Genomic DNA, 23637 nt, shown 5'->3' with positions numbered 1-23637 from the left:
GTGGCGATGGCCGACGTCGGCGGGATCCGGCTGCACGTCCAGCGCATGGGTCCGGCCGACGGCCGCGTCCCGCACGCCACGGTCGTCCTGGTGCACGGGCTGCTCACCGACAGCCTGGCCAGCTACTACTTCACCGTCGCGCCCGCGTTCGCCGCGGCCGGCCTCGACGTCGTCATGTACGACCTGCGCGGCCACGGCCGCAGCGAGCGCCCGCCGCACGGCTACACCCTCGACCACAACATCGACGACCTTCAGGCCCTCCTCGACCGGCTGGCCGTCACCGGGCCCGTCCACCTCGTCGGCAACTCCTACGGCGGAACCATCGCCTTCGGCTTCGCCGCCCGCCACCCGGAGCGCACGGCCACCGTGACACTGATCGAGTCCGAGCCCGCGACCGTGGCCTGGGCGGCGAAACTCGGCGGCATCCTCGACCGGGTCATGAGCGAACTCGCGCACAACGAGCCCGCCGCCCTCGCCTGGATCACCGCCCACCGCGGCCACAACACCGCCCGGCTGGCCAAGGGCGCGGCCCGGCTGGCCCGCGAGACCAGCCTCGGCCGGGACATCCCCGCCAGCCGGGTGCTGACCCACGCCGCGATCCGTGCCGTACGGTGCCCGGTCCTCGGCGTGTACGGCGGCGAGTCGGACCTCGCGGACCTGGTGCCGCTGATGCGGGGGCTGCTGACGGACTACCGGGCCGTCGTGCTGCCCGGGCACGAGCACTCGGTGCTCGTGGAGGCGCCGGCGGCCGTGGGCGGGCACATCCTGGACCTGATCGGTGTCGGGGCGGGGGTGCGATGAGCGCCTTCCTCTTCGTGGTGCCTCCGCTGACCGGGCACGTCAACCCGGCCGTCGGCGTCGCCGCCCGGCTGGCCGCGCACGGGCACCGCGTGGCCTGGGTGAGCGCGGACCCGGCGCTGGTGCGGCGGCTCGCGGGCGCGGACGCCCAGGCGTTCGGCTGCGCGGGCCCGGTGCCGGGCGCCGAGGGCACCGTACGGCCGCCGGACCTGCGCGGCGCGGAGGCGCTGAAGTTCCTGTGGGAGCGGTATCTGCTCCCGCTCGCCGACGCCATGGCGCCGGGTGTCCGGGCGGCGGCCGAGGCGTTCCGCCCGGACGTGGTGGTGGCCGACCAGCAGGCCTTCGCCGGCGCCCTGGTGGCCGAACGCCTCGGACTGCCGTGGGCCACCTCGGCCACCACCTCGGCGGAGTTCACCGGCGCCTACGACGGCCTGCCGAAGGTCGCCGCCTGGCTGCGAGCCCGGCTGACCGGACTGCGCGCCCGGATCGGGGACCCGTCCGGCACCGCCGACCCACGCTTCTCGCCGCACCTCCTGCTGATCTTCAGCACACCCGAACTCATCGGCCCCCTGGCGCCGCTGGCCCCGCACATCCACTACGTCGGCCCCTCCCTCGCCGACCGCCCGGCGGGCCCCGGATTTCCCTGGGAACTGCTGGACCAGCCCCGGTCGAAGGTCCTGGTGACCCTGGGCACGGCGAACGCCGACGCGGGCGGCCGGTTCCTCGCCGAGTGCCTCACCGCGCTGCGCGAACGCGCCGACCGGGTCCAGGCGGTGATCGCCGACCCGGGCGGGGCCCTTGCGGTGCCGCCGGGCGACAAGGACGTCCTGGTCCTTCCGTCGGTGCCCCAACTCGCGCTGCTGGAGCGGATGGACGCCGTCGTCTGCCACGCCGGGCACAACACCGTGTGCGAGGCCCTGTGGCACGGCGTTCCGCTCGTCGTCGCGCCCATTCGCGACGATCAGCCCGTCGTGGCCGGACAGGTCGTGGACGCCGGCGCGGGCGTCCGGGTCCGCTTCGGCCGGGTCCGTGCGGACCGGCTGGGCGCGGCCCTCGACACCGTCCTCACCGATCCCGCCCACCGGGCCGCCGCCGCCCGGATCCGCACCGCGTTCCGCGCGGCGGGCGGCGCCCGGACCGCGGCGGCCCACCTCGAACGACTCGCAGCGGAGAGCCGATGAGCGACCACAACGGCAACACCGGCAACAACAGCAACAGCGGCAAGGAGGCCAAGGCGGCCCGCATCGCCGCCCTGCGCCCCGCCTACCGCAGGGACCTGGCCGCCGGCCCGGACCGCTTCTTCGCCCCGCGCCGCCCCGACTGCCCCTGGTGCGGCTCGGACCGGCTCGGCACCCGCCTGCGCACGACCGACCTGCTCCAGCACAAGCCCGGCCGCTTCACCCTCGACCGCTGCGCCGGCTGCGGCCACATCTTCCAGAATCCCCAACTGAGCGAGGAGGGCCTGGAGTTCTACTACCGGGACTTCTACGACGGCCTCGGTGAACAGCGCATGAGCGGCACCTTCGGCGGCCGTGGCGCCATGTACCGGGCCCGCGCCGAGGCGATGCTCCCGCACGATCCCGCCCCGAAGACATGGCTGGACGTCGGCACCGGCCACGGCCACTTCTGCGCGAGCGCCCGCGCCGTCCTGCCCGGCACCGCCTTCGACGGGCTCGACTTCACCGACGGCGTCGAACTCGCCGCCCGCGAGGGCCGCGTGGACCACGCCCACCGCGGCGCCTTCCCCGAGCTGGCCCCCGAACTCACCGCCCGCTACGACGTGGTGAGCATGTTCCACTACCTGGAGCACAGCACCGACCCGGACCGCGAACTCCGCGCCGCCCACGAGGCCGTACGCCCCGGCGGCCACCTCCTCATCGAGGTGCCGGACCCGGAGAGCCGCTATGCCCGGCTGCTCGGCCGCTGGTGGCTGCCCTGGCTCCAGCCCCAGCACCTGCACTTCATGCCTGTCGCCAATCTCCGGCGGCGGCTGGCCGAGCTGGGCTTCACGGTGGTCGCCGAGCAGCACGCCGCGGCGCACGACCCGGTCGACCTGCTCGCCGCTCTCTGGCTGGCCCTCGACCACACCGCCCCGCGCGAGGACGCCCCCTGGCTGTCCGAGCCTCCCGGCGCCCTGCGCCGCGCCGCGCGCACCGCACTCCTCCTCGCGGGGGTGCCCGCGCTCGTCACGGCGACAGTGCTCGACCGGTTCGCGATCCGCCCCCTGTCCGACCGCCTCGCCCTGTCCAACGCCTACCGCCTGGTGGCGCGCCGCGAGTGACCGGGACTCACAGCACCTCGGCGCGGATCAGCGCCGACAGCGTGAGGGTGCCCGGCAGCAGCGGCACCCAGTCGGTCAGCACCCGGTAGCCGATGACCGTCGCGGTGGCCACCGCCGGTGCGGAGCCGAAGGTGACCAGCGTCCACACCAGCGCCGCGTCGACCGCGAACCCGCCAGGCGCCGGAACCGCACCGACGGCCGTGCCCGCCGCGAGATAGGCGAGCACCACGTGCTCCCAGGGCAGCCCCAGCCCGAGCGCGGCACCGACACACGCCAGGGTGGTCCCCTGCACCAGCGGCATCGCGACCGCCCCTCCCCACAGCGCGGCCACCCGGCAGGGCCGCGTGTGCACCTCCCGCGCATCGGCGAGGGCGGAGCGCAGCAGCCCGGTCACCGGCCGCCTGAGCGGCCGTACGACCGTCAGCAGCACTCCCGCCACCACGACGGCCCCGCCCACGACGGCGGCGACCGGGAGCAGGAGCCGTCCGTCCGGGACCAGGTTCCCGAGACGCCGCCAGGCCGGCGACGCGGCCAGGAACACCAGCAGCACCACGGTCTTCGCGCCGGACTTGGCCAGTGAGTACAGCCCGATCGACGCGGTGGCCCGGGCCGGCGGCACCCCGCGGCCCCGCAGAAAGCGCAGGGTGACGGCATGGGCGCCGAGCCCGCCCGGCAGCGCGTGGTTGGCGGCACCCGCGGCGAACTGCGAAGCCAGCAGCAGCCCCGGCGGCACCCGGTCGGGCAGCGCGCCCTGCCGGACGCACGCGGCCGCCACACAGTTCAGGCAGCTGAGACCGGCGCCGGCCAGCAGCCACCCCGGGTCGGCCGCGACCAGCCGGCGGACCCCCTCGTACACCACCGGCCGGTTGGCGACGGCCCAGCCGGCGGCGAGCAGCAGGGGAGCCAGGCACAGGGCCAGCCGCAGGTGCCGGGCCGCGAGCGGGGACGCGGGCCGGGCAGCGGCCTCGGGGCCGAGGTCCGGCAGAGCGCCGGAGCCGACGGGGAGCGGATCCGCCGTCCGGGGGCACGGCGGGGAGGAGAGCGAGGGGGACGGGGACAGTGAGGACACGGGGACGTCGTCCTTCCGCAGCGGGTCCCGCTGCGGGGACCTGGGGGAGGCGGGTCGGGCGATACCGCGGGGAGCCTTCCCCTCCCGCGTGACACGGGGATGTCCGAAAACCGAAGGCGCGAGGGCGGGACGGTGGCGCCGGGCGGGTCCGCGCAGGCCGCCGTCCACCGCCGACCAGGTAGCCTTCCCTTGGGGCGCGCTTTACATGCGCGGGCCCGTAAGGCAAGGACAGCGACAGGGGAGGATCCCGCCGGTGCACGTCCAGGAATGGCTCGACACGGTGCCAGCGGCCGCCGTCTACGCCGTGGTGGCCCTGGTGATCGGACTGGAGAGCCTGGGCATCCCGCTGCCCGGAGAGATCATCCTGGTCTCCGCGGCGCTGATGTCCTCCCAGCACTCGGGCATCAATCCGGTCGTCCTCGGCGCGTGCGCGACCGCGGGCGCCGTGATCGGCGACTCCATCGGCTACGCGATCGGCCGCAAGGGCGGTCGCCCGCTGCTGGCCTGGCTCGGCGACAAGTTCCCGAAGCACTTCAGCGACGGCCATGTGGCCACTGCGGAGCGGTCCTTCGAGAAGTGGGGCATGTGGGCGGTCTTCTTCGGCCGCTTCATCGCCCTCCTGCGCATCTTCGCCGGCCCGCTCGCGGGCGTCCTCCACATGCCGTACTGGAAGTTCCTGATCGCCAACCTCCTCGGCGGCATCTGCTGGGCCGGCGGCACCACGGCCGCCGTCTACTACGTCGGCGTGGTCGCCGAGGGCTGGCTGAAGAAGTTCTCCTACGTGGGGCTGGCCGCGGCGGTGGTGCTCGGCCTCGCCACCATGCTGATCATCAAGCGCAAGGCGAAGAAGGCCCAGGCCTCGGAGCGAGCAGCAGAGCCTGTCGGCGCAGGGGACTGAAGCGCCGCGAAGGCCTACTCGTGCACCCCGCGATGCGCCTTCGCCAACTCCGCATACATCGTGCCGTTGAGGGTGATCCCCTGCCGCTCCTCCTCGGTCAGCTCGCGCCTCACCTTCGCCGGCACCCCAGCCACCAGTGACCCGGGCGGCACCACCATCCCCTGCGGCACCAGAGCCTGAGCGGCAACGAGCGACCCCGCCCCGATCACGGCCCCGTTCAGCACGGTCGCCCCCATCCCGACGAGGCAGTCGTCCTGCACGGTCGCCCCGTGCACGACGGCGTTGTGCCCGATGGAGACCCGCTCACCCACGCTCACCGGAAACCCGGGATCCGCGTGCAACGTGACGTTGTCCTGCACGTTCGCCTGCGCCCCGACGGTGATCCTCTCGACATCCCCGCGCACCACGGCCCCGTACCAGACACTGGCCCCCGCGTGCAGCGTGACGTCCCCGATCACGGAAGCCGTCGGCGCCACGAACGCCTCCGGATCGACCTGGGGCTCCTTGCCACCGATGCCCACGATCAGCGCCTGCTGTGCCATCACCGTCTCCTCGCATCCGTCCGTACCCCGCACGGTACGACAAAGGGTGGGGCAAAGATCACAGCAGCCCACCCTCTCCCCGAAGGCAACCGCTGAGTAACGTGACCCCGTGCCGAAGCGCAAGAACACGTTCTCATCCTGGAGGCAGGGCCTTGCCCAGCGAGCCGTACACGCGGCCTGGGCCTGGGCCCAGCGCACCGGCTCCGTCACCGCCGATCACCCCGGCCGCCTGAAGTTCGGCGCGATCGGCGAGGCCACCCGGCTCGCCTTCCCGCTCGGCACGGTCTTCGGCGAGCCCTGGATCCACCTCGGTTCCCACTGCATCATCGGCGAACAGGTCACGCTGACCGCCGGCCTGATGCCGGACCTGGACCTCGGCCCGGACCCGATCCTGCGCATCGGCGACGGCGTGGTCCTCGGCCGCGGCAGTCATGTCATCGCGGACACGACGGTCAGCATCGGCAGGGACTGCTACTTCGGCCCGTACGTCTACGTCACCTCCACCAACCACTCCTACGACGACCCGCACCAGCCCATCGGCAGGCAGTGGCCGCGCATGGAGCCGGTGGAGATCGGCCCGGGCTGCTGGATCGGCACCGGCGCGGTGATCCTGCCGGGCGCGCGGATCGGCCGGAACGTGGTCGTCGCGGCCGGCGCGGTCGTACGGGGCACGGTGCCGGACCACGCCGTGGTGGCGGGGGCGCCCGCCCGGGTCGTCCGGCGCTGGACGGCGGAGCAGGGCTGGCAGCCGCCGCTCAGGACGCCGGCCCCGATGCCCATCCCGGACGGGACGACGCCGCAGCAGCTGCGGGCGCTGGCGGAACTGGACGAGGACGCGGTGGCCCGGCTAGCGGAGCTCGAGCCCGAGGGCTGACTCGGCCCGAACCGAAACCGCGGGCCGGTTCAGCCGGTCGCCAGCAGCAGCGTGCCCAGCAGCGCCAGTCCCGCGCCCGCCGCCTGGATCGCCCGCAGCCGCTCGCTGAGGAAGCCGCGCGCGGCCAGCGCGGTCACCACCGGATACAGCGAGGCGAGGACGGCCGCCACGGTGACCGGGCCGTGCTGGGCGGCGACCGCGTAGGTGCCGTTGGCGGCCACGTCGGCGAGCCCGACGAAGGCCAGTGCGGGCAGCGAGGCCCAGGGGAAGCCGCCCTCCGGCACCGCCCGGCCGCCCCGCCGGACGGAGACGGCGAGCGCGGCCCCGCCGACCGCGACGTTCGTCAGCCGCTGCACGAACAGGGCGAGGAACAGGCCGGTGACGGTGGTCGACGCCTCGGTGATCAGGGCGAAGACCGTGCCGAAACCCAGTGCCGCGATCAGGGTGAGCAGGATCGTCCGCCGCTGTACGGGCGCGCCGCGCAGCTGCGGACCGCCCGCGAGGACGACCCCGGTGACGGCGACCGCGATGCCCGCGACCTGGAGCAGCCCGGGCCGCTCGCCGAGGACCAGACCGACCCCGACCGGCACGGCCACGCTCAGCGTCGCGAGCGGCGAGACGACCCCCATGGGGCCGAGGGCCAGGGCCTTGTAGAAGGAGAGCAGGGCCACCGGTCCGACCAGGCCCGCGGCGAACGCGAACCAGAGGCGGGGCCCGGCCTCGCTCCAGCCGCCGGTCGCCACGACGACCGCGCCGAGGACCGTCGCCGCGATGGCCTGGGAGACGACCACGACCGTCAGCGCGGGCGTACGCCGGGTCAGCAGTCCGCCGCCGAAGTCGGCCATGCCCCACAGGAGGCTGGTGATGAGGGCGAAGAATGCTGTCACGGCCTGCCTCGCAGTACAGTTTGATGAACGATCGGGTACACCCCACCGTAGTTCAGTCAAGTGAACCCTGTCATCCCATATATTGAACCCCAGGACTCCTCCTCGATGGACGTGATGTGTCGGACCTCGACCTGCTGACCCAGTCCCTGGCGCGCAACGTCAAGCGCTGGCGCACCGAGCGCGGCTTCACCCTGGACGCGCTCGCCGCCCGTGCGGGCGTCAGCCGCGGCATGCTCATCCAGATCGAGCAGGCCCGGACGAACCCCAGCATCGGCACCGTCGTCAAGATCGGCGACGCCCTCGGCATCAGCATCACCACCCTGCTCGACTACGAACAGGGCCCCACCGTCCGCATCGTCCCCGCCGACCAGGCCGTACGGCTGTGGCACACCGACGCCGGCAGCTACAACCGCCTCCTCGCGGGCACGGAGGCGCCGGGTCCGCTGGAGATGTGGGACTGGCGGCTGATGCCCGGCGAGCAGAGCCCCTCCGAGCCGCACCCGGCGGGCACGGTGGAACTGGTCCATGTCACCGCGGGCGAACTGACCCTCACCGTGGACGGCGTGAAGCACCTGGTGCCGACCGGCGCGAGCGCCACCTTCGAGGCCGGCACCTCGCACACCTACGGCAACGAGGGCGACGTACCGATGGAGATGGTGATGGCCGTCTCGGTGCCGCCCGTGCGCTGAACGGCACTGTGGCGGCCTGTTGGCGTGCGGCCATGCGTGCACCCATCGGAGACTTCGGCACCCCCACCCGCGCTGTGCCGACACGGCCGTCTTCGTGGAGCAGTACGGCCGCGGGATGCTGCAGCAGTCGGCGAACTGCGTGTGGTCGCGGGCAAGCCGGGCGGTGAGACCACCCCTGCCCGCCGGCCGGCCCCTGCTGATCGACTCGGCCGTGGTCGACCTGCCCCCTACGTCCTCGTCGGCAGCGGACACCCGATCCGCTCCGCCACGGCAGGCGCCGCGGATTCAGTAGGCGGTCGCGGTGCCGAGGTACTGCTCGGCGAAGGCCGCCGCCGCCGTCGGTGAGGTGAACAGCCGGCGCAGCCGGGCCAGTGTGGTGCCGGCGCGGAACGGGTCACCGGATGCGACACCGTGGTAGATGTCCGACAGCCACTGCGAGAACTCCTGGTAGTCCCACACCCGGCGCAGACACGCTGCCGAGTAACCGTCCAGACCGCTGCCGTCGCCCTGGGTGACGTGTGCCGCGAGCGCGTCGCCGAGCAGGAAGGCGTCGTGCAGGGCGAGGTTCATGCCCTTCGCGGCGATGGGCGCGACCAGGTGACCGGCGTCCCCGGCCAGGAACAGCCGCCCGTGGGCGAGGGGTTCGACGACATAGTGGTGCATGTCCAGGACACGCTTCTCGATCAGCCGGCCCTCGGTGAGCGGGGGCGCTCCGGCCGCGCCGAGCCGCTCGCGCAGCTCCGTCCACACCCGGTCGTGCGACCAGTTCTCCGGATCGTCGCCGGGCGGACACTGCAGGTAGAACCGGGTCACCTCGGGGTTGCGGGGCATCTGCCCGGCGAAACCGCGCGGATGGACGCCGAACAGCACACAGTCCGTCGACGGCGGGACCTCCGCGAGCACCGCCAGCCAGCCGATGCCGTCGTCCTGCCGCGCGATCCGCCTGCGTTCGACGGGTATCGCGTCCCGCGTCACGCCGCGCGCGCCGTCGCAGCCCGCGACGAAGTCGCAGCGCAGAAGCCGCCGTTCACCCGTCTCCGGGCACCGGTACGACACCGCCGGCCGGTCCGAGTCCAGGTCGTGCAGCGTGACGTCGCGCACCCCGAAGCGGATGTCGCCGCCGCGTACGTCGGCGTACTCCCGGACCAGGTCCGTCACCAGCAACGGCTGCGGGTAGACGTAGTGATGGCTGCCCGTCAGGTCGGCGTACGGGAAACGGTACCGCTCGCCGTCGAAGCGGAACTCGCACGCGCCGTGCGCCCCGGCCCGCTCCGGAAGCCGTGCGGACAGTCCGCGTCGGCCGAGTTCGCGCACCGCCCATTCCTCGATGACACCGGCTCTGGGCCGGGTCTCGACGAACTGCCTGCTCTCGGTCTCCAGGACGACACAGTCGACGGAGGCGGCCCGCAGTATGCCGCCGACGGTGAGCCCGGCCGGCCCGGCGCCCACGACGACGACCGTACGGTGTTCCTCGGGCGCGGAGCCGTGGTGGGGGGAGCTGAGGTGGGGGGAAGGGGAGATCACCCCCGCATTATGACGGTGTCCCGTCAGCCGCGTGCGGCCGACGGGACACCAGGGGGAGCGGGGTCAGTGCGCCGGGGCGTCGGTGACCACGACCTCCTCGATGTCGCGCTCGATCTGCTCGGGCTTCGAGGCGGTCGCCTTGGCCCAGTAGTAGATGGCGAGCGAGAACACCGCGACGACCAGGATGTCCCACCACAGCGGCAGGTCACCGTTACCACCGAAGGTGCTCAGGTAGGAGATCACGCCGATGCCCACCAGGTAGGGCGGCAGCCACTGCGCGGCCTTGAAGTCCAGGCGCGGCGCGTTGGGCAGGTTCTTGCGGATCGCGTACCAGGCGTAGGAGCCGAGCAGCACGTAGCCGATCAGGATCGCGCAGCCCAGGCGCCACAGGGTGTCCCAGCCGGACCAGAAGATGATCAGGTTGGCGACCACGAAGGACAGCGGGGAGATGAACTTGCCGAAGGGCAGCTTGTACGGACGCTCGTGGTTCGGCAGCCGGTCCGTGAAGACGCCGTAGGCCAGCGGGGCGCCCGCGTACATCAGCACGCTCGCCGAGGTGATGAAGCCGACCAGCGTCTGCCAGCTCGGGAACGGCGCGAAGCAGACCACACCGGTCACGAACGACATCGCCAGGCCGAACCACGGCACACCGCGCGAGTCGGTCTTGGCGAAGAGCTTCGGCGCGTAGCCGTTCTTGGCCAGGCCGTAGGAGATACGGGACGTGGCGGTGGTGTAGATCAGGCCGGTGCCGCCGGGGGAGATGATCGCGTCGGCGTACAGGACCCAGGCCAGCCAGCCCAGGCCGACCAGCGAGGCGAGACCGGCCCAGGGGCCGCTGATGCCGGCGTAGGCCAGGTTGGCCCAGCCCTTCGCGAAGGAGGCGTGGGGCAGGGCGGCGATGAACACGACCTGGAGCAGGACGTAGATGATCGCGCCGATCGCGACCGAGCCCAGCGTGGCGCGCGGCAGGTCGCGCTTCGGGTTGCGGCTCTCGCCGGCCAGCTGGATCGCCTGCTCGAAGCCGAGCAGCGCGAAGATGATGCCGGAGGAGCTGATCGCGGTGAGGACGCCCTTGGCGCCGAACGGGGCGAAGCCCTCGGAGGTGAAGTTGGCCGGGTGGAAGTTGCCGATCGCGATGATGAAGATCGCCGCGAGCGGGACCGCGATCTTCCACCAGGTGGCGGCGCTGTTGGTGTGTGCCAGGACGCGGACGCCGAGGAAGTTGACCGCGACGAACACGGCCATGAGGAGCACGGCGACGACGATGCCGCTGGTGGTCAGCGTGCCGTTGGTGTTCTGCAGTCCGTCGGCGAAGTGCCAGTGCTTGGCATAGCCGATCATGGCCTCGACCTCGATCGGGGCCACGGTCGCGGCCTGCAGCCAGGAGAACCAGCCGAAGGACATACCGGCCAGGCCGCCGAAGGCGTAGTGCGGGTAACGGGCGGTACCGCCCGCCACCGGGAACATGCCGCCGAGCTCGGCGTGCACGAGGGCGAGCAGCACGATCGCCACCGCCCCGATCACCCACGAGATGATCGCGGCGGGGCCGGCCGCCACGACGGCCTTCTCGGCACCGAAGAGCCAGCCGGAGCCGATGATGGAACCCACCGAAGCCCACATGAGGCCGATGAGCCCCACATCGCGGCGCAGGCCGCCACCGGTGTCGCTTGTGGCTACCGGCGCAGCCTGGTCGACGTTCGCCATGTCTAGTGGCCTCTCAGATCTATACGCGGTGTTAACGAGCAAGGAGGCCACAGGCTAGGGATGCTTTCCGCGTCCGCAAAAGACTGTTAACCAAATTTTGACCCGGGATCTTCGGTGTCTTGAGCCCACACTCGGTCACTGAGTTGTCACAGGTCAGATGCCTGGCCGGAATGTCAATATTCAGCAGCAGATTGTGAGTAGAAGGAAAGATTCACTAGTCGAGAAGAGGAATTTCGATGGCCGGGCAACGATCCATGACCATGTCCAGTCCTGCCGCCCGGATCCGCTCGTAGGCGGTCTCGTCCACGACCCCGAGCTGGAACCATACCGCCCGCGCGCCCTTGACCACGGCCTCGTCGGCCACCGCGCCGGCCAGCTCGCTGTTCACGAAGACGTCGACGACGTCGATTTCGAAGGGGATGTCGGCGAGGGAGGCGTAACCCTGCTCTCCGTGCACGGTCTCCGCCTTCGGATGCACGGGGACGATCCGCTTGCCGAACCGCTGGAGCACCTGCGCCACCCCGTACGCCGCCCGGCTCGGGTTGGTGGACAGGCCGACCACCGCCCAGGTGTCACCCAGCTCGGTCAGGATCCTGCGGATCGTCGCTTCGTCGCCGTACACGGCCGCCTCCTCGGGGCTGCGGGAAACTGTTCGCCTGGGCAACAGTGCCGGGTCGGGTCCGATTCCCGGCCCGCCATCCCGCCACCATGGCCGGAATCGGCACGAGATGCCTGCGTACGACCGCCCGCCCGCCTACGCTCAGCCCGTGCTGCGCATCCTCGACGCCCGAACCGGTGAGCTCGTCCCCGCCGCGCCCGCCCGCCGCGGCCTGACCCGCATCGAGGCCCACGCCTCCGGCCCCGATCCGACCTCCCTGCGCGTACTGCTCACCGCCGACCTCCTGGTCCGTGCCCTGGAGCTGGGCGGCACCCCGGTCTGGGCGGCGCTCGCCGCACCCCACCACCCCGCCGGCCTCCGCACCGCCGCGACCACCCTGTCCATCCGCCCCTTCGAGGACGCCCACGACCTTCCGTCGGGGCTGGGCGAGGCACAGGTGATCCATGTGACGGCCGAGGCCCCGGACGCCTCCGGCAGCGGGCCGGTGGTGTGGGTGGCCCCAGTGGAGTGGACGGCGGAGGCGGTGGGCTCGTGCGAGGGCGGGGCGGCGGGTGAGGCTGGAGGGGAAGGAGTGGCCCCAGAGGTCGGAGGCGCAGGAGGGGCTGGAGGGGCTGGAGGGGCTGGAGGGGCTGGAGGGGCCGCTTGTCGCGGGCATGTCTCCGAGCCGGCTCCCGGCCATGCTCCTGAGGTCCCGCTCGGCCGCGCCTCCGAGCCCGGCCCCCAGACCGCTGCCCACCCCGCGCTCCCGGGCCTGCTCTCCGATCCCGCTGCCCTTCGGCTCGCTCTGCTCTCCGTGCCGCGCGGTGAGCCCGTCCGACTGGGATCCGGCGTGCCGGCAGAGGCCGCCGGGCGGCTGGCCCGGTGGCGGCGGGCCGTGGCGGGGTGGGCGCGGCAGCCCTCGAGACCCGTGCCCGACGACGTGCGGGCGCGGCTGCGTTCCGCGTGGGAGAACGACCTTGACCTGCCCGGAGTGCTGGAGGTGCTGCGGGCCGTGGAGAGCGCCCCGGAGCTGCCCGACGGAGCCCGCTTCGAGACGTACGTCTACTCCGACCGTCTTCTGGCCCTCGACCTGGCCCGCGACGTCGGGAGCCTCGCGTGATCGTGCGGGCGGGCACGGGCCCGCTGCGCCGGCTGGTGGTCCTGCGGCACGCCAAGTCCGCCTGGCCCGAGGGCGTCGAGGACCGCCGCAGGCCGCTCGCGCCGCGCGGGCTGCGCGACGCCCCGGCCGCCGGACGCGCCCTCGCCGAGGCGGACTGCCTGCCCGACCTCGCCCTGTGCTCCCCGGCCGTACGCGCCCGCCGCACCTGGGAGCTGGCCTCCGCGGAGTGGGGCACTCCGCCGCCGGTGCGCTACGACCGGCGGTTGTACGGGGCGGGCGTACCGGAGCTGCTGGAGGTGGTCCGCGAGGCGCCGCCCGAGGTCGAGACCCTGCTGCTGGTCGGGCACAACCCCGGTCTTGAGGAACTGGTCCTGGAGCTGGCACGGGACGGCCTCGACGACACGCTGCAGCGGGTGCGGACGAAGTTCCCCACGTCCGCGATCGCCGTCCTCTCCTGGCACGGCACCGGATGGCCGGCCCTGGGCCCCGCCACAGCCCTCCTGACGTCGTTCACCGTGCCGCGCGGGAGGAAGAGGTAGCGCCACGCGCGCGTGACCGGCGCTCCCGGGCACCGCATAGGCTGACGGGATGCAGGACGAGTACCGCACAGTCGCCCGCGCGGGCGTGCACGAGACCGAGATCAACCGCTCCCGCTTCCTGTGCGCCCTCGCCCCGGCCGCCACCGAGCAGGAGGCGCAGGACTTCATCGCCTCCGTGCGCAAGGAGCACGCCGACGCCACCCACAACTGCTGGGCGTACGTCATCGGCGCCGACGCCTCCGTGCAGAAGGCCAGCGACGACGGCGAACCGGGCGGCACCGCCGGCGTCCCCATGCTCCAGATGCTGCTGCGCCGTGAGATGCGCTACGTCGTCGCGGTCGTCACCCGCTACTACGGAGGCGTCAAGCTCGGCGCCGGCGGACTCATCCGGGCCTACGGCGGCGCGGTCGGCGAGGCCCTGGACGCCCTCGGCACGCTCACCCGGCGCCGTTTCCGGCTGGCCACGGTGACCGTGGACCACCAGCGTGCCGGCAAGGTCCAGAACGACCTGCGCGCCACCGGACGCGAGGTGCGGGACGTGCACTACGGCGAGGCGGTCACCATCGAGATCGGCCTGCCGGACGCCGACGTGGACGCCTTCCGCGCCTGGCTCGCCGATGTGACGGCGGGCACGGCAGGCGTCGAACTGGGCGGCGAGGCCTACGGAGATGCCTGACACTGCGCATCAATTCGGGCAAAACCGCAAAGTTGACCGATTGTGCCGGGATGATACGGGAGTAACCGCCCGTGATGTCAGACCCGGCCGTTAGTCTCGGGGATCATGAGACTCCTGCACACGTCCGACTGGCATCTCGGCCGGGCCTTCCACCGGGTGAACATGCTCGGGGCCCAGGCCGAGTTCATCGGTCACCTCGTCACCACCGTGCGCGAGCGCGAGGTGGACGCGGTGGTCGTGTCGGGCGACGTGTACGACCGTGCGGTGCCACCGCTCGCCGCGGTCGAGCTGTTCGACGACGCCCTGCACCGCCTCGCCGACCTCGGCGTGCCCACGGTGATGATCTCCGGCAACCACGACTCGGCCCGCCGGCTCGGCGTCGGCGCCGGACTCATCGGCCGCGCCGGCATCCACCTGCGCACCGAGCCGTCGGCGGCCGGCACTCCGGTCGTGCTGGCCGACAGCCACGGCGAGGTCGCCTTCTACGGCCTGCCGTACCTCGAACCCGCCCTGGTGAAGGACGAATTCGCGGTGGACCGGCCCGGCCACGAGGCCGTACTGACCGCCGCCATGGACCGTGTCCGCGCCGACCTCGCCACCCGCGCGCCCGGCACCCGCTCGGTCGTCCTCGCCCACGCCTTCGTCACCGGCGGCCGGACCAGCGACAGCGAGCGGGACATCACCGTCGGCGGGGTCGCCGCCGTACCGGCCGGGGTCTTCGACGGCGTCGACTACGTGGCGCTCGGCCATCTGCACGGCTGCCAGACCATCACCGAGCGCGTGCGCTACTCGGGCTCCCCGCTCGCCTACTCCTTCTCCGAGACCGACCACCGCAAGAGCATGTGGCTGGTCGACCTCGGCGCCGACGGCTCCGTATCCGCCGAGCGCGTCGACTGCCCGGTGCCGCGCCCGCTGGCCCGTATCAGGGGCACGCTGGACGGCCTCCTCGGCGATCCCGCGCTGACCCGCCACGAGGAGGCCTGGGTCGAGGCCACCCTCACCGACCCGGTCCGCCCGGCCGACCCCATGGCCCGGCTCGCCGAGCGCTTCCCGCACACCCTCAGCCTCGTCTTCGCCCCCGAGCGCGCCCCGGACGACCCCGACGTCTCGTACGCGCGCCGCCTGGCGGGCCGCAGCGACCACCAGATCGCCCAGGACTTCGTCGCCCATGTGCGCGGCGCCGGGCCCGACGCACGGGAGGCGGCCGTCCTGCGCGAGGCCTTCGACGCCGTGCGCGCCGACGCCGCCGTGCGGGAGGTGGCCCGGTGAGGCTGCACCGGCTCGACATCACCGCCTTCGGGCCCTTCGGCGGCGCGCACAGCGTCGACTTCGACGCCCTGTCCGCCGCCGGGCTCTTCCTGCTGCACGGCCCCACCGGCGCCGGCAAGACCTCCGTCCTGGACGCCGTCTGCTACGCCCTCTACGGCGCGGTCCCCGGCGCCCGGCAGAGCGGTCAGGGCATCGGCCTGCGCAGCGACCACGCCCAGCCGCGCACCCGCACCGAGGTCCGCCTCGACCTCACCGTCGCCGGCCGCCGCCTCGAGATCACCCGGCAGCCGCCCTGGGAGCGGCCCAAACTGCGCGGCGCCGGCACGACCGTCGACAAGGCCCAGACCTGGCTGCGCGAATACGACACCCGAGCCGGTGTCTGGAAGGACCGCAGCCGTTCCCACCAGGAGATCGGTGAGGAGATCACCCAGCTGCTCGGCATGAGCCGCGAGCAGTTCTGCCAGGTCGTGCTGCTGCCCCAGGGCGACTTCGCCCGCTTCCTGCGTGCCGATGCCGAGGCCCGCGGCCGGCTGCTCGGCCGCCTCTTCGACACCCAGCGCTTCGCCGACGTCGAACGGCGCCTCGCCGAGCGCCGCCGCGCCACCGAGGCACGCGTGCGTGACGGCGATGCGGCCCTGCTCGCCGACGCGCACCGCATGCAGCAGGAGGCCGGCGACGCCATGGAGCTGCCCGATCTGGCCCCCGGCGATCCCGGCCTGGCCGACGCCGTCCTCGGCGCCGCCGCCGTCGCCCGTGCCACCGCCCGCGAACGCCTCACCGTCGCCCACTGCCGGCTCACCGCCGCCGAGTCGGCCCACGCCGCGACCCGGCGCGCCCTGGACGACGTACGCGAACTCGCCCGCCTGCAGAGCCGGTTCGCCGAGGCCCGGCAGCGCGCCGAGCGGCTTCAGGAGCGGGCGGGCGCCCATCAGGAGGCCCAGCGGCGCATGGAGCGGTCCCGCAAGGCGGAGGCGGTCGCGCCCGCGCTGGAACTGCGCGGGGCCGCCGAGGAGGAGCACCACAGGGCGGCCGCGGCCGAGGCACGCACGCGTGGCATGCTCCCCGGCTCCTACGCCGACGCGGGCGCGGCCGGACTCGCCGCCGCCGCCCGCCGGGCCGCCGAGGAGCTGGGCGGCCTGGACGCGGCCCGGCGCGCCGAGCGGCGGCTCGCCGAGCTCGCCGAGGAACGCGCCGGGCTGGACCGCCAGGAGCGCGCCGACGAGGACGTGCTCCGCGAGGCCGAGGCCTGGCTCGCCGAGTGGGACGCCACCCGGACGGCGCTGCGGTCCCGCGTCGACTCCGCCCAGGAGGCCGCCACCCGCGCCGAACAGCTCGCCGTCCGGCGGGAACCGATGCAGGGGCGCCTCGACGCGGCCCGCACCCGGGACCGGCTGGCCGCCGACCTGGAGGGGGCCCGGCGCACAGCGGCCGCCTCCGAGCAGCGGGCCCTGGACGCCCGCGCCCACTGGCTGGACCTCAAGGAACAGCGGCTGAGCGGCATCGCCGCCGAACTGGCCGCCCACCTCACCGACGGCGAACCCTGCGCCGTCTGCGGAGCCACCGAACACCCGGCGCCGGCCCGCAAGGTCGCCGGACACGTCGACCGCGAGACGGAGGACCGGGCCCTCGCCGCGTACCAGCGTGCCGAGGAGCAGCACACCGAGGACGAACGGCGGCTCGGCGGCGTCCGTGCGGCCCTGGCCGCCGCCACGGCCGAGGCCGGCGACACGCCCACCGCGCAACTCGAAGCCGACGCCGTCGAGTTGGAGCAGGAGTACACCCGTGCCCGCAGCGCCGCCTCCGCGCTGCACGCCACCCACGAGGAACTGCGGCACGCCGAGCACGAGCACGAGCGGCGCCTCGCCGACCGCCAGCAGGCCGCCGTACGGGCCGCCTCCCGGCTCACCCGGCGTGAGACGCTGGAGCGCGAACAGGCCCAGCTGGAGGCGGAGTTGGCCAAGGCGCGCGGCAACTTGGGCAGCGTGGCCGCCCGTGCCGCGCAGCTGGAGCGGCAGGCGGCGCTGCTCACCGACGCCGCCGACGCCGTACGCGCGGCCGAGGACGCGGCCCAGCGCCTGAAGGACGCCGACGCCCGCCTCGCCGACGCCGCCTACCGCGCCGGTTTCGACACCCCGCAGGCCGCGGCCGCCGCCCTCCTGGACGCCGCGGCCCACCGCGAGCTGCAACACCGCCTGGACGCCTGGCAGGCGGAGGAGGCCGCCGTACGCGCGGTACTGGCGGAGGCCGACACCGCGGCCGCCGCCCAGCACCCGCCCGCCGACCTGCCCGCCGCCGAGCGCGCGGCGGCCGCGGCCGAACACCGGCTGCGCGAGGCGGCGTCCGCACGCGACGCGGCGGCCCGCTGCTGCGCCGAGCTGGACCGCCTCTCCGCAGGTGCCACCAAGGCCGTACGCCGGCTCGCCCCGCTCCGCGAGGAGTACGACCGGGTCGCCCGCCTCGCCGCCCTCACCGCGGGCACCTCCGCCGACAACGACCGCAGGATGCGCCTGGAGTCATATGTGCTCGCGGCTCGTCTGGAGCAGGTCGCCGCCGCCGCGACCGCACGGCTGCAGCGCATGTCGTCCGGCCGTTACACCCTCGTCCACTCCGACGACCGCACCGGACGCGGCCGCAGCGGGCTCGGGCTGCATGTGGTCGACGCCTGGACCGGACGCGAACGCGACACGGCCACCTTGTCCGGCGGCGAGACCTTCTTCGCCTCGCTCGCCCTCGCCCTCGGCCTGGCGGACGTCGTCACCGACGAAGCCGGCGGTGTCCGCCTCGACACCCTCTTCATCGACGAGGGCTTCGGCAGCCTCGACGACCAGACCCTGGACGAGGTCCTCGACGTCCTGGACTCCCTGCGCGAACGCGACCGCAGCGTCGGCATCGTCAGCCACGTCCCCGACCTGCGGCGGCGCATCCACGCGCAGCTGGAGGTCGTGAAGGGGAGAGCGGGGTCGACGCTAAAGCAGCGGGGTGTGTGAGGATCGTGATCCGGACCATAGCCTGGGTAACGGGTGGAAGACATCCACGGACCGGGTGGCCACCGGCGTGGCCGACGCGACATGGTTCAAGATTCTTGTCGCGGACGAATCCGACGCTTACCAGTGGAAGACCGCCGCGGCCTTGTCCGAGCCGGGTATGCCAGCTGATTCGTGGATCGGCAACACATGCGTGATGGACCGCGACCATGTGGCTGCTGTGTATGCGCCCCGGTCGTTCACGAACAAACCGGACCTGATGCAGGGCGGTGCCTTCACGGCGATCATCAACACCAGCACCGGTGACGTGACGAAGCTCCCGTTCACCGGGACACTCGCCTACTTCGACCCGTCCTGCAACACCGTCACGCACACGGCCGCGTTCACGCAGTACCGCGAGATGAACGACGCATCGAAGCTGCGGACGCGTGTCATCACGGTGGACATGGCCGGCAAGACGCTCTACAAGAGTGGCGAGCTACGGGGACAGGTTTCCTCTCCGGCTCCGGTAAACGACGGCGTGGTGGCCGGCCTGGGCCAGGACCTGGTGCAGGTCGGCAAGAACGGCCGGATCCGCAAGCTTGCCCACGGCGACAGCATTCCGTTCGACATCCGGCCCATGCCCGGCGGAAAGACCAGCTTCATGGACCGGAAGGGCACCACAACCGGCCAGGCAAAGGTGTTCACCGGCACGGCAAACCGGAAATTGTGGCAGCCGGGCCGTTGGCAGACCTCGACCTGGTCTCCGGTGCCGAGGGAAGCGTCTTCCTTACCGGGCACCCTGGCACGGACCGGACGAGAGGCAGCGGTGTCAGCCGGCTGAACGTTCCGGCAGACACCGACGTCTCCTCCCACGGCCGGCTGGCCGTCGAGCCTGTACTCACACTGGGAATCCGTGCCGGACTGACCCGCATCCAGGCCGCCGGAAAGGGCTTCACGAAGGCCGACGAGCCGCAGGCCGATGTACGGAACCGGTCCGGGCAGGCTCCGCAGTCGGCGGTGGAGGACACCACCACGGTCATCAGGTCCACGGCCGCGGACACGGGGAAGAAGCTCACCCAGCACGTCACACTGGTCCAGCCGCGTTACGGGAACGTGCTCTCTCCGGCACTTGCCGGTTCGTCCCAACCGCGCGGTGTGAGCCGGGTGAAGGATGACGTCTCCAACGATCCCACGGATACCGACCGGTGGTGTTCCGTCTCCCGGAACGACATGAGCGTCCAGGCGTTGCAGCCGACGCCGAACCAGGTCGAATGGGCCGTGAACATGGCGGTACGCAACCAGCTCCGCTCCCAGTGGATCACCCAGGGCGGCTGGCGTTCGCGGGCAGGTCTGGGCACGATCGACCCGCAGGGCCTGTTCCCGCGTCCCCAGCTGAACGGGGGAGGGCAGATCCCCGCGAACGTGATGCTGGGCATCCTGGCGCAGGAGTCCAACCTGTGGCAGGCCGAATCCGGCGCGATCCCCGGCCAGATGGGCAACCCGCTGGCAGCCGTGGACGGCTACTACGGGCATGACGCCAAGGACACCCTGCTGGGCTACTGGCGCATCAACTGGAACAAGTCCGACTGCGGATACGGTGTCGGCCAGGTCACCGACGGCATGCGGCTGATGGGACACGAGAAGCCCAACGAGACCAGTCTCGACCCGAAGCTGCAGAAGGCGATCGCGATCGACTACGCGACGAACATCGCCGCGTCGATGAAGATCCTCGCCGACAAATGGAACGAGGTCCACACCGACGGGCAGAAGGTCACCGTCAACAACGACAACGCTGCCAAGGTGGAGAACTGGTTCACCGCCGCCTGGAACTACAACCTCGGCCTCAACCCTAAGTCTGCCGCCTCGAAGAACGGCGGGCACTGGGGCCTGGGCTGGTACAACAACCCGGCCAATCCCCTGTACAAGCAGGGCGCCTGGGACCACCCCTTCATGAACGTGGACCTGGACCCCAACAACATCACCGACGCCGCACACCCGCAGTACTGGCCGTACGAGGAGAAGGTGATGGGCTGGGCCGCCTGGTCCATCGACACCGGATTCTCCTACGGCACCGACGGCCGGCAGGACTGGAAGGGCGAGTCCGGATTCGCCACCGCCGGGTTCCGCCCCGCCTACTGGAACGGCACGAACCTGCCCGCCACGGTGGAAGGCAACGCGCCGTACAACCGGGCGCATGTCTCGCCACCGCTCGACACGTTCTGCAACGCTCACAACAACTGCAATCCGTCCAGCCCGGTCGACTGTCCGGACGAGGACTGCTACAAGCAGTTCTGGCGGAACCAGCCCAACGCCACCTGGAAGAAGGACTGCGACACCACCTGCGGCAACGAGAACATCAAATACGCAACCCTGCGTGCCGAGCCAGGGCGTGGATACCGGCTCAAGAACGGCACCCCGGTATGCGGCACGCAGCCGGCGGGGTCCGACGTCGTCACCTCGATCCCGAACGGCACAGAGACCTGGTCGGACTGCGGGAAGGCGTCCTCCACGGGTCAGTTCCGGTTCACGTTGTATCCGGACTGGGACAAGCACTACGAGGCGAAGGCGGACCTGTATTCCATCGGCGGCGGAGACGGCGGGCACTTCTGGTACACCCACACCCGCAAGGATAACCATCTGGGAGGCGACAACAACCGGATGACCATCAAGGGCGAGTGGACCGCCGGGAAGTCCTACGACCTGGCAGCCGTGTACGCGTACATCCCGGACACCGGAGCGCAGACCCGCAACGCCCAGTACACCATCAGCGGAGCCCAGGGCGGCCCCTACACCCGGGTCGTCGACCAGAACGCCAACAACGGCAAATGGGTGCAACTCGGCGCCCACAAGTTCACCTCTACGCCGAAGGTGACCCCGACGAACTACACCAAGACCGGCACTGGCGACGATGACATCGCGTGGAACTCCGTGGCGTTCAAGCCGATCAAGGGCACGTTTGTCCACCGCACCCTGACTGCCGCGTCGGTCTTCGACCCGAACCAGGAACTCGACCCTGGCTGGGCGGCAGGACAGCTCAACGCCAGTCCGCTGAAGTCGGAAGTGGCCCTGTACGACTGGGCCATGGGGCTTGCCTATCAAGGACCGCGCTGGGACAACTCCGGGGCAGACGCGAGTGGTCTGACGAATGAGGCGCGCTGCACCACGCCGCAGGCAGAGGGCGAGTGCACGGGGCAGAAGACCTGGGACGCGGCGGAGGAGTGGTACAAGGACATCAAGGCCGGCGGGTTCAAGCCCACTGCTGACGGGTCCGCTCCCGCGATGTCGGTTCCGGTGTGGATGGGCATGGCAAACCCGCGGCCCAACACGTCACTTCCAGCATCGCAGGCGTTCCAGGACCCCAACAGCTACAAGATCAAGTCAGATGTGGGGGTCACGTTCGTCATCGGCGAGGATGGGAAGATAGTCGACGGGAGTGTGGGCTCCAGCTACCAGGCCCGTGTCGGCAACGCGCACCTTCCGTACTTCGTCACCAAGATCATGAAGGCGATCGAGGCGGACTACGGGATCACGGCGCCGGACATCGACTACACCACACAGGACGCGCTCGAATACGGCAACGTCCAGGAAGCCCACCCGTACACGGACGGCGACACCCCCGGCCAGGCCTACTTCCCGCACTTCCGGGCCGCCCGCCTGGACAGCGCGAAGCAGTGCGTGGACTTCCGGGCCGTCGGCGGCGGTGTCCACGGCTACCGGTCGATGATCGCCCACAAGTACGTCAACGACAATGTCAAGGCATGGGTGGACGAGATCAACTCCAGCCTCAAGACGAACTACGCGGTGCGTAACTTCGCTGGCGACGTCTACTCGATGTTCTTCAAGAACAGCGGCGACGCCAACACGTTCGGCAGCCTGATTGGTAACGCTCCTCCCATCTGGCACGACATCGCCGGCGCGTTCTGCGCCGACGGCAGTATCAAGCCGATGCACCTGCAAGAGGACAAGGACATCGATTCGTCCAACGGGCTCGTCTTCCAGAGCTACATGCCCGACCTGTACGTGTACGTCGACGACCAGATGACCGACAACCTCGGCCGTCCATCGAACCACCGGGTCCACGCAGGCGACTGGAAGGACTTCTCCAACATCCCAGGCATGGAGTCGGTCGACGGCAACGCGTATATGCGGTGCGACGCGAAGAACCGCGGCAGCGGCGGCAACCCGTGGAACGTGAAGCCCCCCGTGCCGTTCATCGGAGACGGTCCCGGGAACCAGCCGTCTCTGGTCTTCCACTGCGACGACCCCGTCGAGGAGTTCGGCGTCAACCTCACGCAGTAGCGTCTTGAGGTGTTCTCCTCCCTTCGCAAGCTCGGGAAGGAGACTTTCCCCCACCTTGCGGTGGTGGGCGTAGGAGGGGGGAGAAATCTCCCCCCTCCAACTTCCAGAGAAAATGGTGTGCATTGTGGGCGGATATGGTGGAATATATGTCTATGTCTTTTTCTTTCTCCTCTATATCGCGCTAGTGTCCTGCTTGTGCGTAAAAGCTGCGGAGAACACATCCTGGAAAATGTCCATGATGGTCGCGTCGGGAGGTATATTCCTGCCATTCGCACTGTTCTGCGTACTCTTTCCCGGCATGCTTTTTGTGCTGGCCTACCTTGTCGTCGTCGTCATGCTGGCCACTAAGGTCGGGTCCAAGGGGGCGGTGGCGAGAGGAATGCTGATAACCGCGGTAGGAATCCTCCTGCCGATCAGCCTCCCATTCGTTGGATTCCTGGTCTAGCGGGACTTGTCCTACGGTCCTGGCCGAGTGGAACTCGTCGCAGCGCACAACGGGACAGCCAGCGCGGTCGCGTCGGATCAACGCATCGTAGGCACCGAAGTTCGGAACCGACTCCCAGTTGCTGGTGACGTCAATGCCGTGACCATCGGTGGTGAACCCGTAGGATTCCGTGCGTTCCGCTTCTGCATATCCGCCGCGCTCCTGTGAATCACCGTAATCGTATGAGGTCGCTGTCTCCAGGAAGAGAGAGCCATTGATAAGGGTGAATGTATGGTCGAGGGTGTCGCGGCCATGCGCATCCATGAAAATGACTGAGGTGTACCCGGTTTCCAGGCGCATTTTCACGCGCAGTGTCGCGGCGGAGTGGTCATCGGGGGAGGCGACAGCGGTGTACAGGTTGTTCCACTGCTCGCAGTAGGTCCAGGTCATGGTCGATTCAGCCCGTGCCCCTTCGGTAGC

General features: G+C 71.4%; 20 protein-coding genes. 13 read left to right on the top strand and 7 right to left on the bottom strand.

What is annotated here, in order from left to right; genetic code table 11:
• Window positions 1-6: 6 nt before the first annotated feature.
• From ACFYZB_RS13415 to ACFYZB_RS13405, 3 genes are read left to right on the top strand one after another with little or no spacing between them, the layout of a single operon-like run.
• The gene (locus tag ACFYZB_RS13415; protein WP_388758120.1) at window positions 7-801 is read left to right on the top strand and encodes an alpha/beta fold hydrolase; all 795 of its coding nucleotides are present in this window, start codon (window positions 7-9) and stop codon (window positions 799-801) included.
• Entirely contained in the window at window positions 798-1979 is a 1182-nt protein-coding gene (locus ACFYZB_RS13410; protein ID WP_388757962.1) for a nucleotide disphospho-sugar-binding domain-containing protein, read from the top strand. Before ACFYZB_RS13415 ends, ACFYZB_RS13410 begins: the two co-directional genes overlap by 4 nt.
• Window positions 1976-3079: a class I SAM-dependent methyltransferase gene (locus ACFYZB_RS13405; protein ID WP_388757961.1), complete on the top strand. Its 1104-nt coding sequence runs from the start codon at window positions 1976-1978 to the stop codon at window positions 3077-3079. The genes ACFYZB_RS13410 and ACFYZB_RS13405 overlap by 4 nt, the downstream gene beginning before the upstream one ends.
• A 7-nt stretch (window positions 3080-3086) precedes the next feature.
• Here the strand turns inward: ACFYZB_RS13405 and ACFYZB_RS13400 are convergent, their stop codons facing one another.
• The gene (locus ACFYZB_RS13400; RefSeq protein WP_388757959.1) at window positions 3087-4148 is read right to left on the bottom strand and encodes a YbhN family protein; all 1062 of its coding nucleotides are present in this window, start codon (window positions 4146-4148) and stop codon (window positions 3087-3089) included.
• Window positions 4149-4401: 253 nt separating this feature from the next.
• Between ACFYZB_RS13400 and ACFYZB_RS13395 the strand changes: the two genes are divergently transcribed.
• Window positions 4402-5046, top strand: a complete 645-nt coding sequence (locus ACFYZB_RS13395; RefSeq protein WP_388757957.1) for a DedA family protein — start codon at window positions 4402-4404, stop codon at window positions 5044-5046.
• A 14-nt stretch (window positions 5047-5060) separates the two neighbouring features.
• Here the strand turns inward: ACFYZB_RS13395 and ACFYZB_RS13390 are convergent, their stop codons facing one another.
• Complete coding sequence (locus tag ACFYZB_RS13390; protein ID WP_388757955.1) at window positions 5061-5588, bottom strand: gamma carbonic anhydrase family protein; 528 nt, start codon at window positions 5586-5588, stop codon at window positions 5061-5063.
• A 109-nt stretch (window positions 5589-5697) separates the two neighbouring features.
• Here ACFYZB_RS13390 and ACFYZB_RS13385 point away from each other — a divergent pair, with 109 nt between their 5' ends.
• A complete protein-coding gene (locus ACFYZB_RS13385; RefSeq protein ID WP_388757953.1) occupies window positions 5698-6462 on the top strand; it encodes an acyltransferase in 765 nt (254 codons plus the stop codon).
• A gap of 29 nt (window positions 6463-6491) precedes the next feature.
• On the opposite strand, the gene ACFYZB_RS13380 is transcribed toward ACFYZB_RS13385, so the two are convergent.
• Entirely contained in the window at window positions 6492-7349 is an 858-nt protein-coding gene (locus ACFYZB_RS13380; RefSeq protein ID WP_388757951.1) for an EamA family transporter, read from the bottom strand.
• A gap of 116 nt (window positions 7350-7465) precedes the next feature.
• Here ACFYZB_RS13380 and ACFYZB_RS13375 point away from each other — a divergent pair, with 116 nt between their 5' ends.
• A complete protein-coding gene (locus ACFYZB_RS13375) occupies window positions 7466-8038 on the top strand; it encodes a helix-turn-helix domain-containing protein (protein ID WP_351205040.1) in 573 nt (190 codons plus the stop codon).
• A gap of 285 nt (window positions 8039-8323) precedes the next feature.
• Here ACFYZB_RS13375 and ACFYZB_RS13370 read toward each other — a convergent pair whose 3' ends face one another.
• From ACFYZB_RS13370 to ACFYZB_RS13360, 3 genes are all read right to left on the bottom strand, one after another.
• Window positions 8324-9562, bottom strand: coding sequence for a 4-hydroxybenzoate 3-monooxygenase (locus ACFYZB_RS13370; protein WP_388757948.1), 1239 nt, complete (start codon window positions 9560-9562; stop codon window positions 8324-8326).
• A 63-nt stretch (window positions 9563-9625) separates the two neighbouring features.
• Window positions 9626-11266, bottom strand: a complete 1641-nt coding sequence (locus ACFYZB_RS13365; RefSeq protein ID WP_388757946.1) for an APC family permease — start codon at window positions 11264-11266, stop codon at window positions 9626-9628.
• Between the two features lie 214 nt (window positions 11267-11480).
• On the bottom strand, window positions 11481-11888 hold the full coding sequence (locus ACFYZB_RS13360) for a CoA-binding protein (protein WP_388757944.1): 408 nt from the start codon (window positions 11886-11888) through the stop codon (window positions 11481-11483).
• Window positions 11889-11994: 106 nt separating this feature from the next.
• On the opposite strand from ACFYZB_RS13360, the gene ACFYZB_RS13355 reads away from it, so the two are divergent.
• From ACFYZB_RS13355 to ACFYZB_RS13325, 7 genes are all read left to right on the top strand, one after another.
• Window positions 11995-12984 carry a hypothetical protein gene (locus ACFYZB_RS13355; protein WP_388757942.1) on the top strand — a complete coding sequence of 330 codons (990 nt, stop codon included), beginning with the start codon at window positions 11995-11997 and terminating at the stop codon, window positions 12982-12984.
• Window positions 12981-13523 carry a SixA phosphatase family protein gene (locus ACFYZB_RS13350; RefSeq protein WP_388757940.1) on the top strand — a complete coding sequence of 181 codons (543 nt, stop codon included), beginning with the start codon at window positions 12981-12983 and terminating at the stop codon, window positions 13521-13523. Before ACFYZB_RS13355 ends, ACFYZB_RS13350 begins: the two co-directional genes overlap by 4 nt.
• Window positions 13524-13572: 49 nt before the next feature.
• Window positions 13573-14199, top strand: a complete 627-nt coding sequence (locus ACFYZB_RS13345) for a YigZ family protein (RefSeq protein ID WP_388757938.1) — start codon at window positions 13573-13575, stop codon at window positions 14197-14199.
• Window positions 14200-14304: 105 nt separating this feature from the next.
• Window positions 14305-15468 carry an exonuclease SbcCD subunit D gene (locus tag ACFYZB_RS13340; protein ID WP_388757936.1) on the top strand — a complete coding sequence of 388 codons (1164 nt, stop codon included), beginning with the start codon at window positions 14305-14307 and terminating at the stop codon, window positions 15466-15468.
• Window positions 15465-18455 carry an AAA family ATPase gene (locus tag ACFYZB_RS13335; RefSeq protein WP_388757934.1) on the top strand — a complete coding sequence of 997 codons (2991 nt, stop codon included), beginning with the start codon at window positions 15465-15467 and terminating at the stop codon, window positions 18453-18455. Before ACFYZB_RS13340 ends, ACFYZB_RS13335 begins: the two co-directional genes overlap by 4 nt.
• 67 nt (window positions 18456-18522) lie before the next feature.
• Window positions 18523-19275, top strand: coding sequence for a hypothetical protein (locus tag ACFYZB_RS13330; protein WP_388757932.1), 753 nt, complete (start codon window positions 18523-18525; stop codon window positions 19273-19275).
• Window positions 19176-22733 (top strand): hypothetical protein, encoded by a 3558-nt coding sequence (locus ACFYZB_RS13325; protein ID WP_388757930.1) that lies wholly within the window; start codon window positions 19176-19178, stop codon window positions 22731-22733. Before ACFYZB_RS13330 ends, ACFYZB_RS13325 begins: the two co-directional genes overlap by 100 nt.
• 181 nt (window positions 22734-22914) lie before the next feature.
• Here ACFYZB_RS13325 and ACFYZB_RS13320 read toward each other — a convergent pair whose 3' ends face one another.
• Window positions 22915-23607, bottom strand: coding sequence for a hypothetical protein (locus ACFYZB_RS13320; RefSeq protein ID WP_388757928.1), 693 nt, complete (start codon window positions 23605-23607; stop codon window positions 22915-22917).
• Window positions 23608-23637: the final 30 nt, after the last annotated feature.

The organism is Streptomyces sp. NPDC001852 (assembly GCF_042891825.1).
GTDB lineage: Bacteria > Actinomycetota > Actinomycetes > Streptomycetales > Streptomycetaceae > Streptomyces.
The sequence above is the reverse complement of the archived record's forward strand: the minus strand, read 5'-3'. Positions and strand labels throughout refer to the sequence as shown.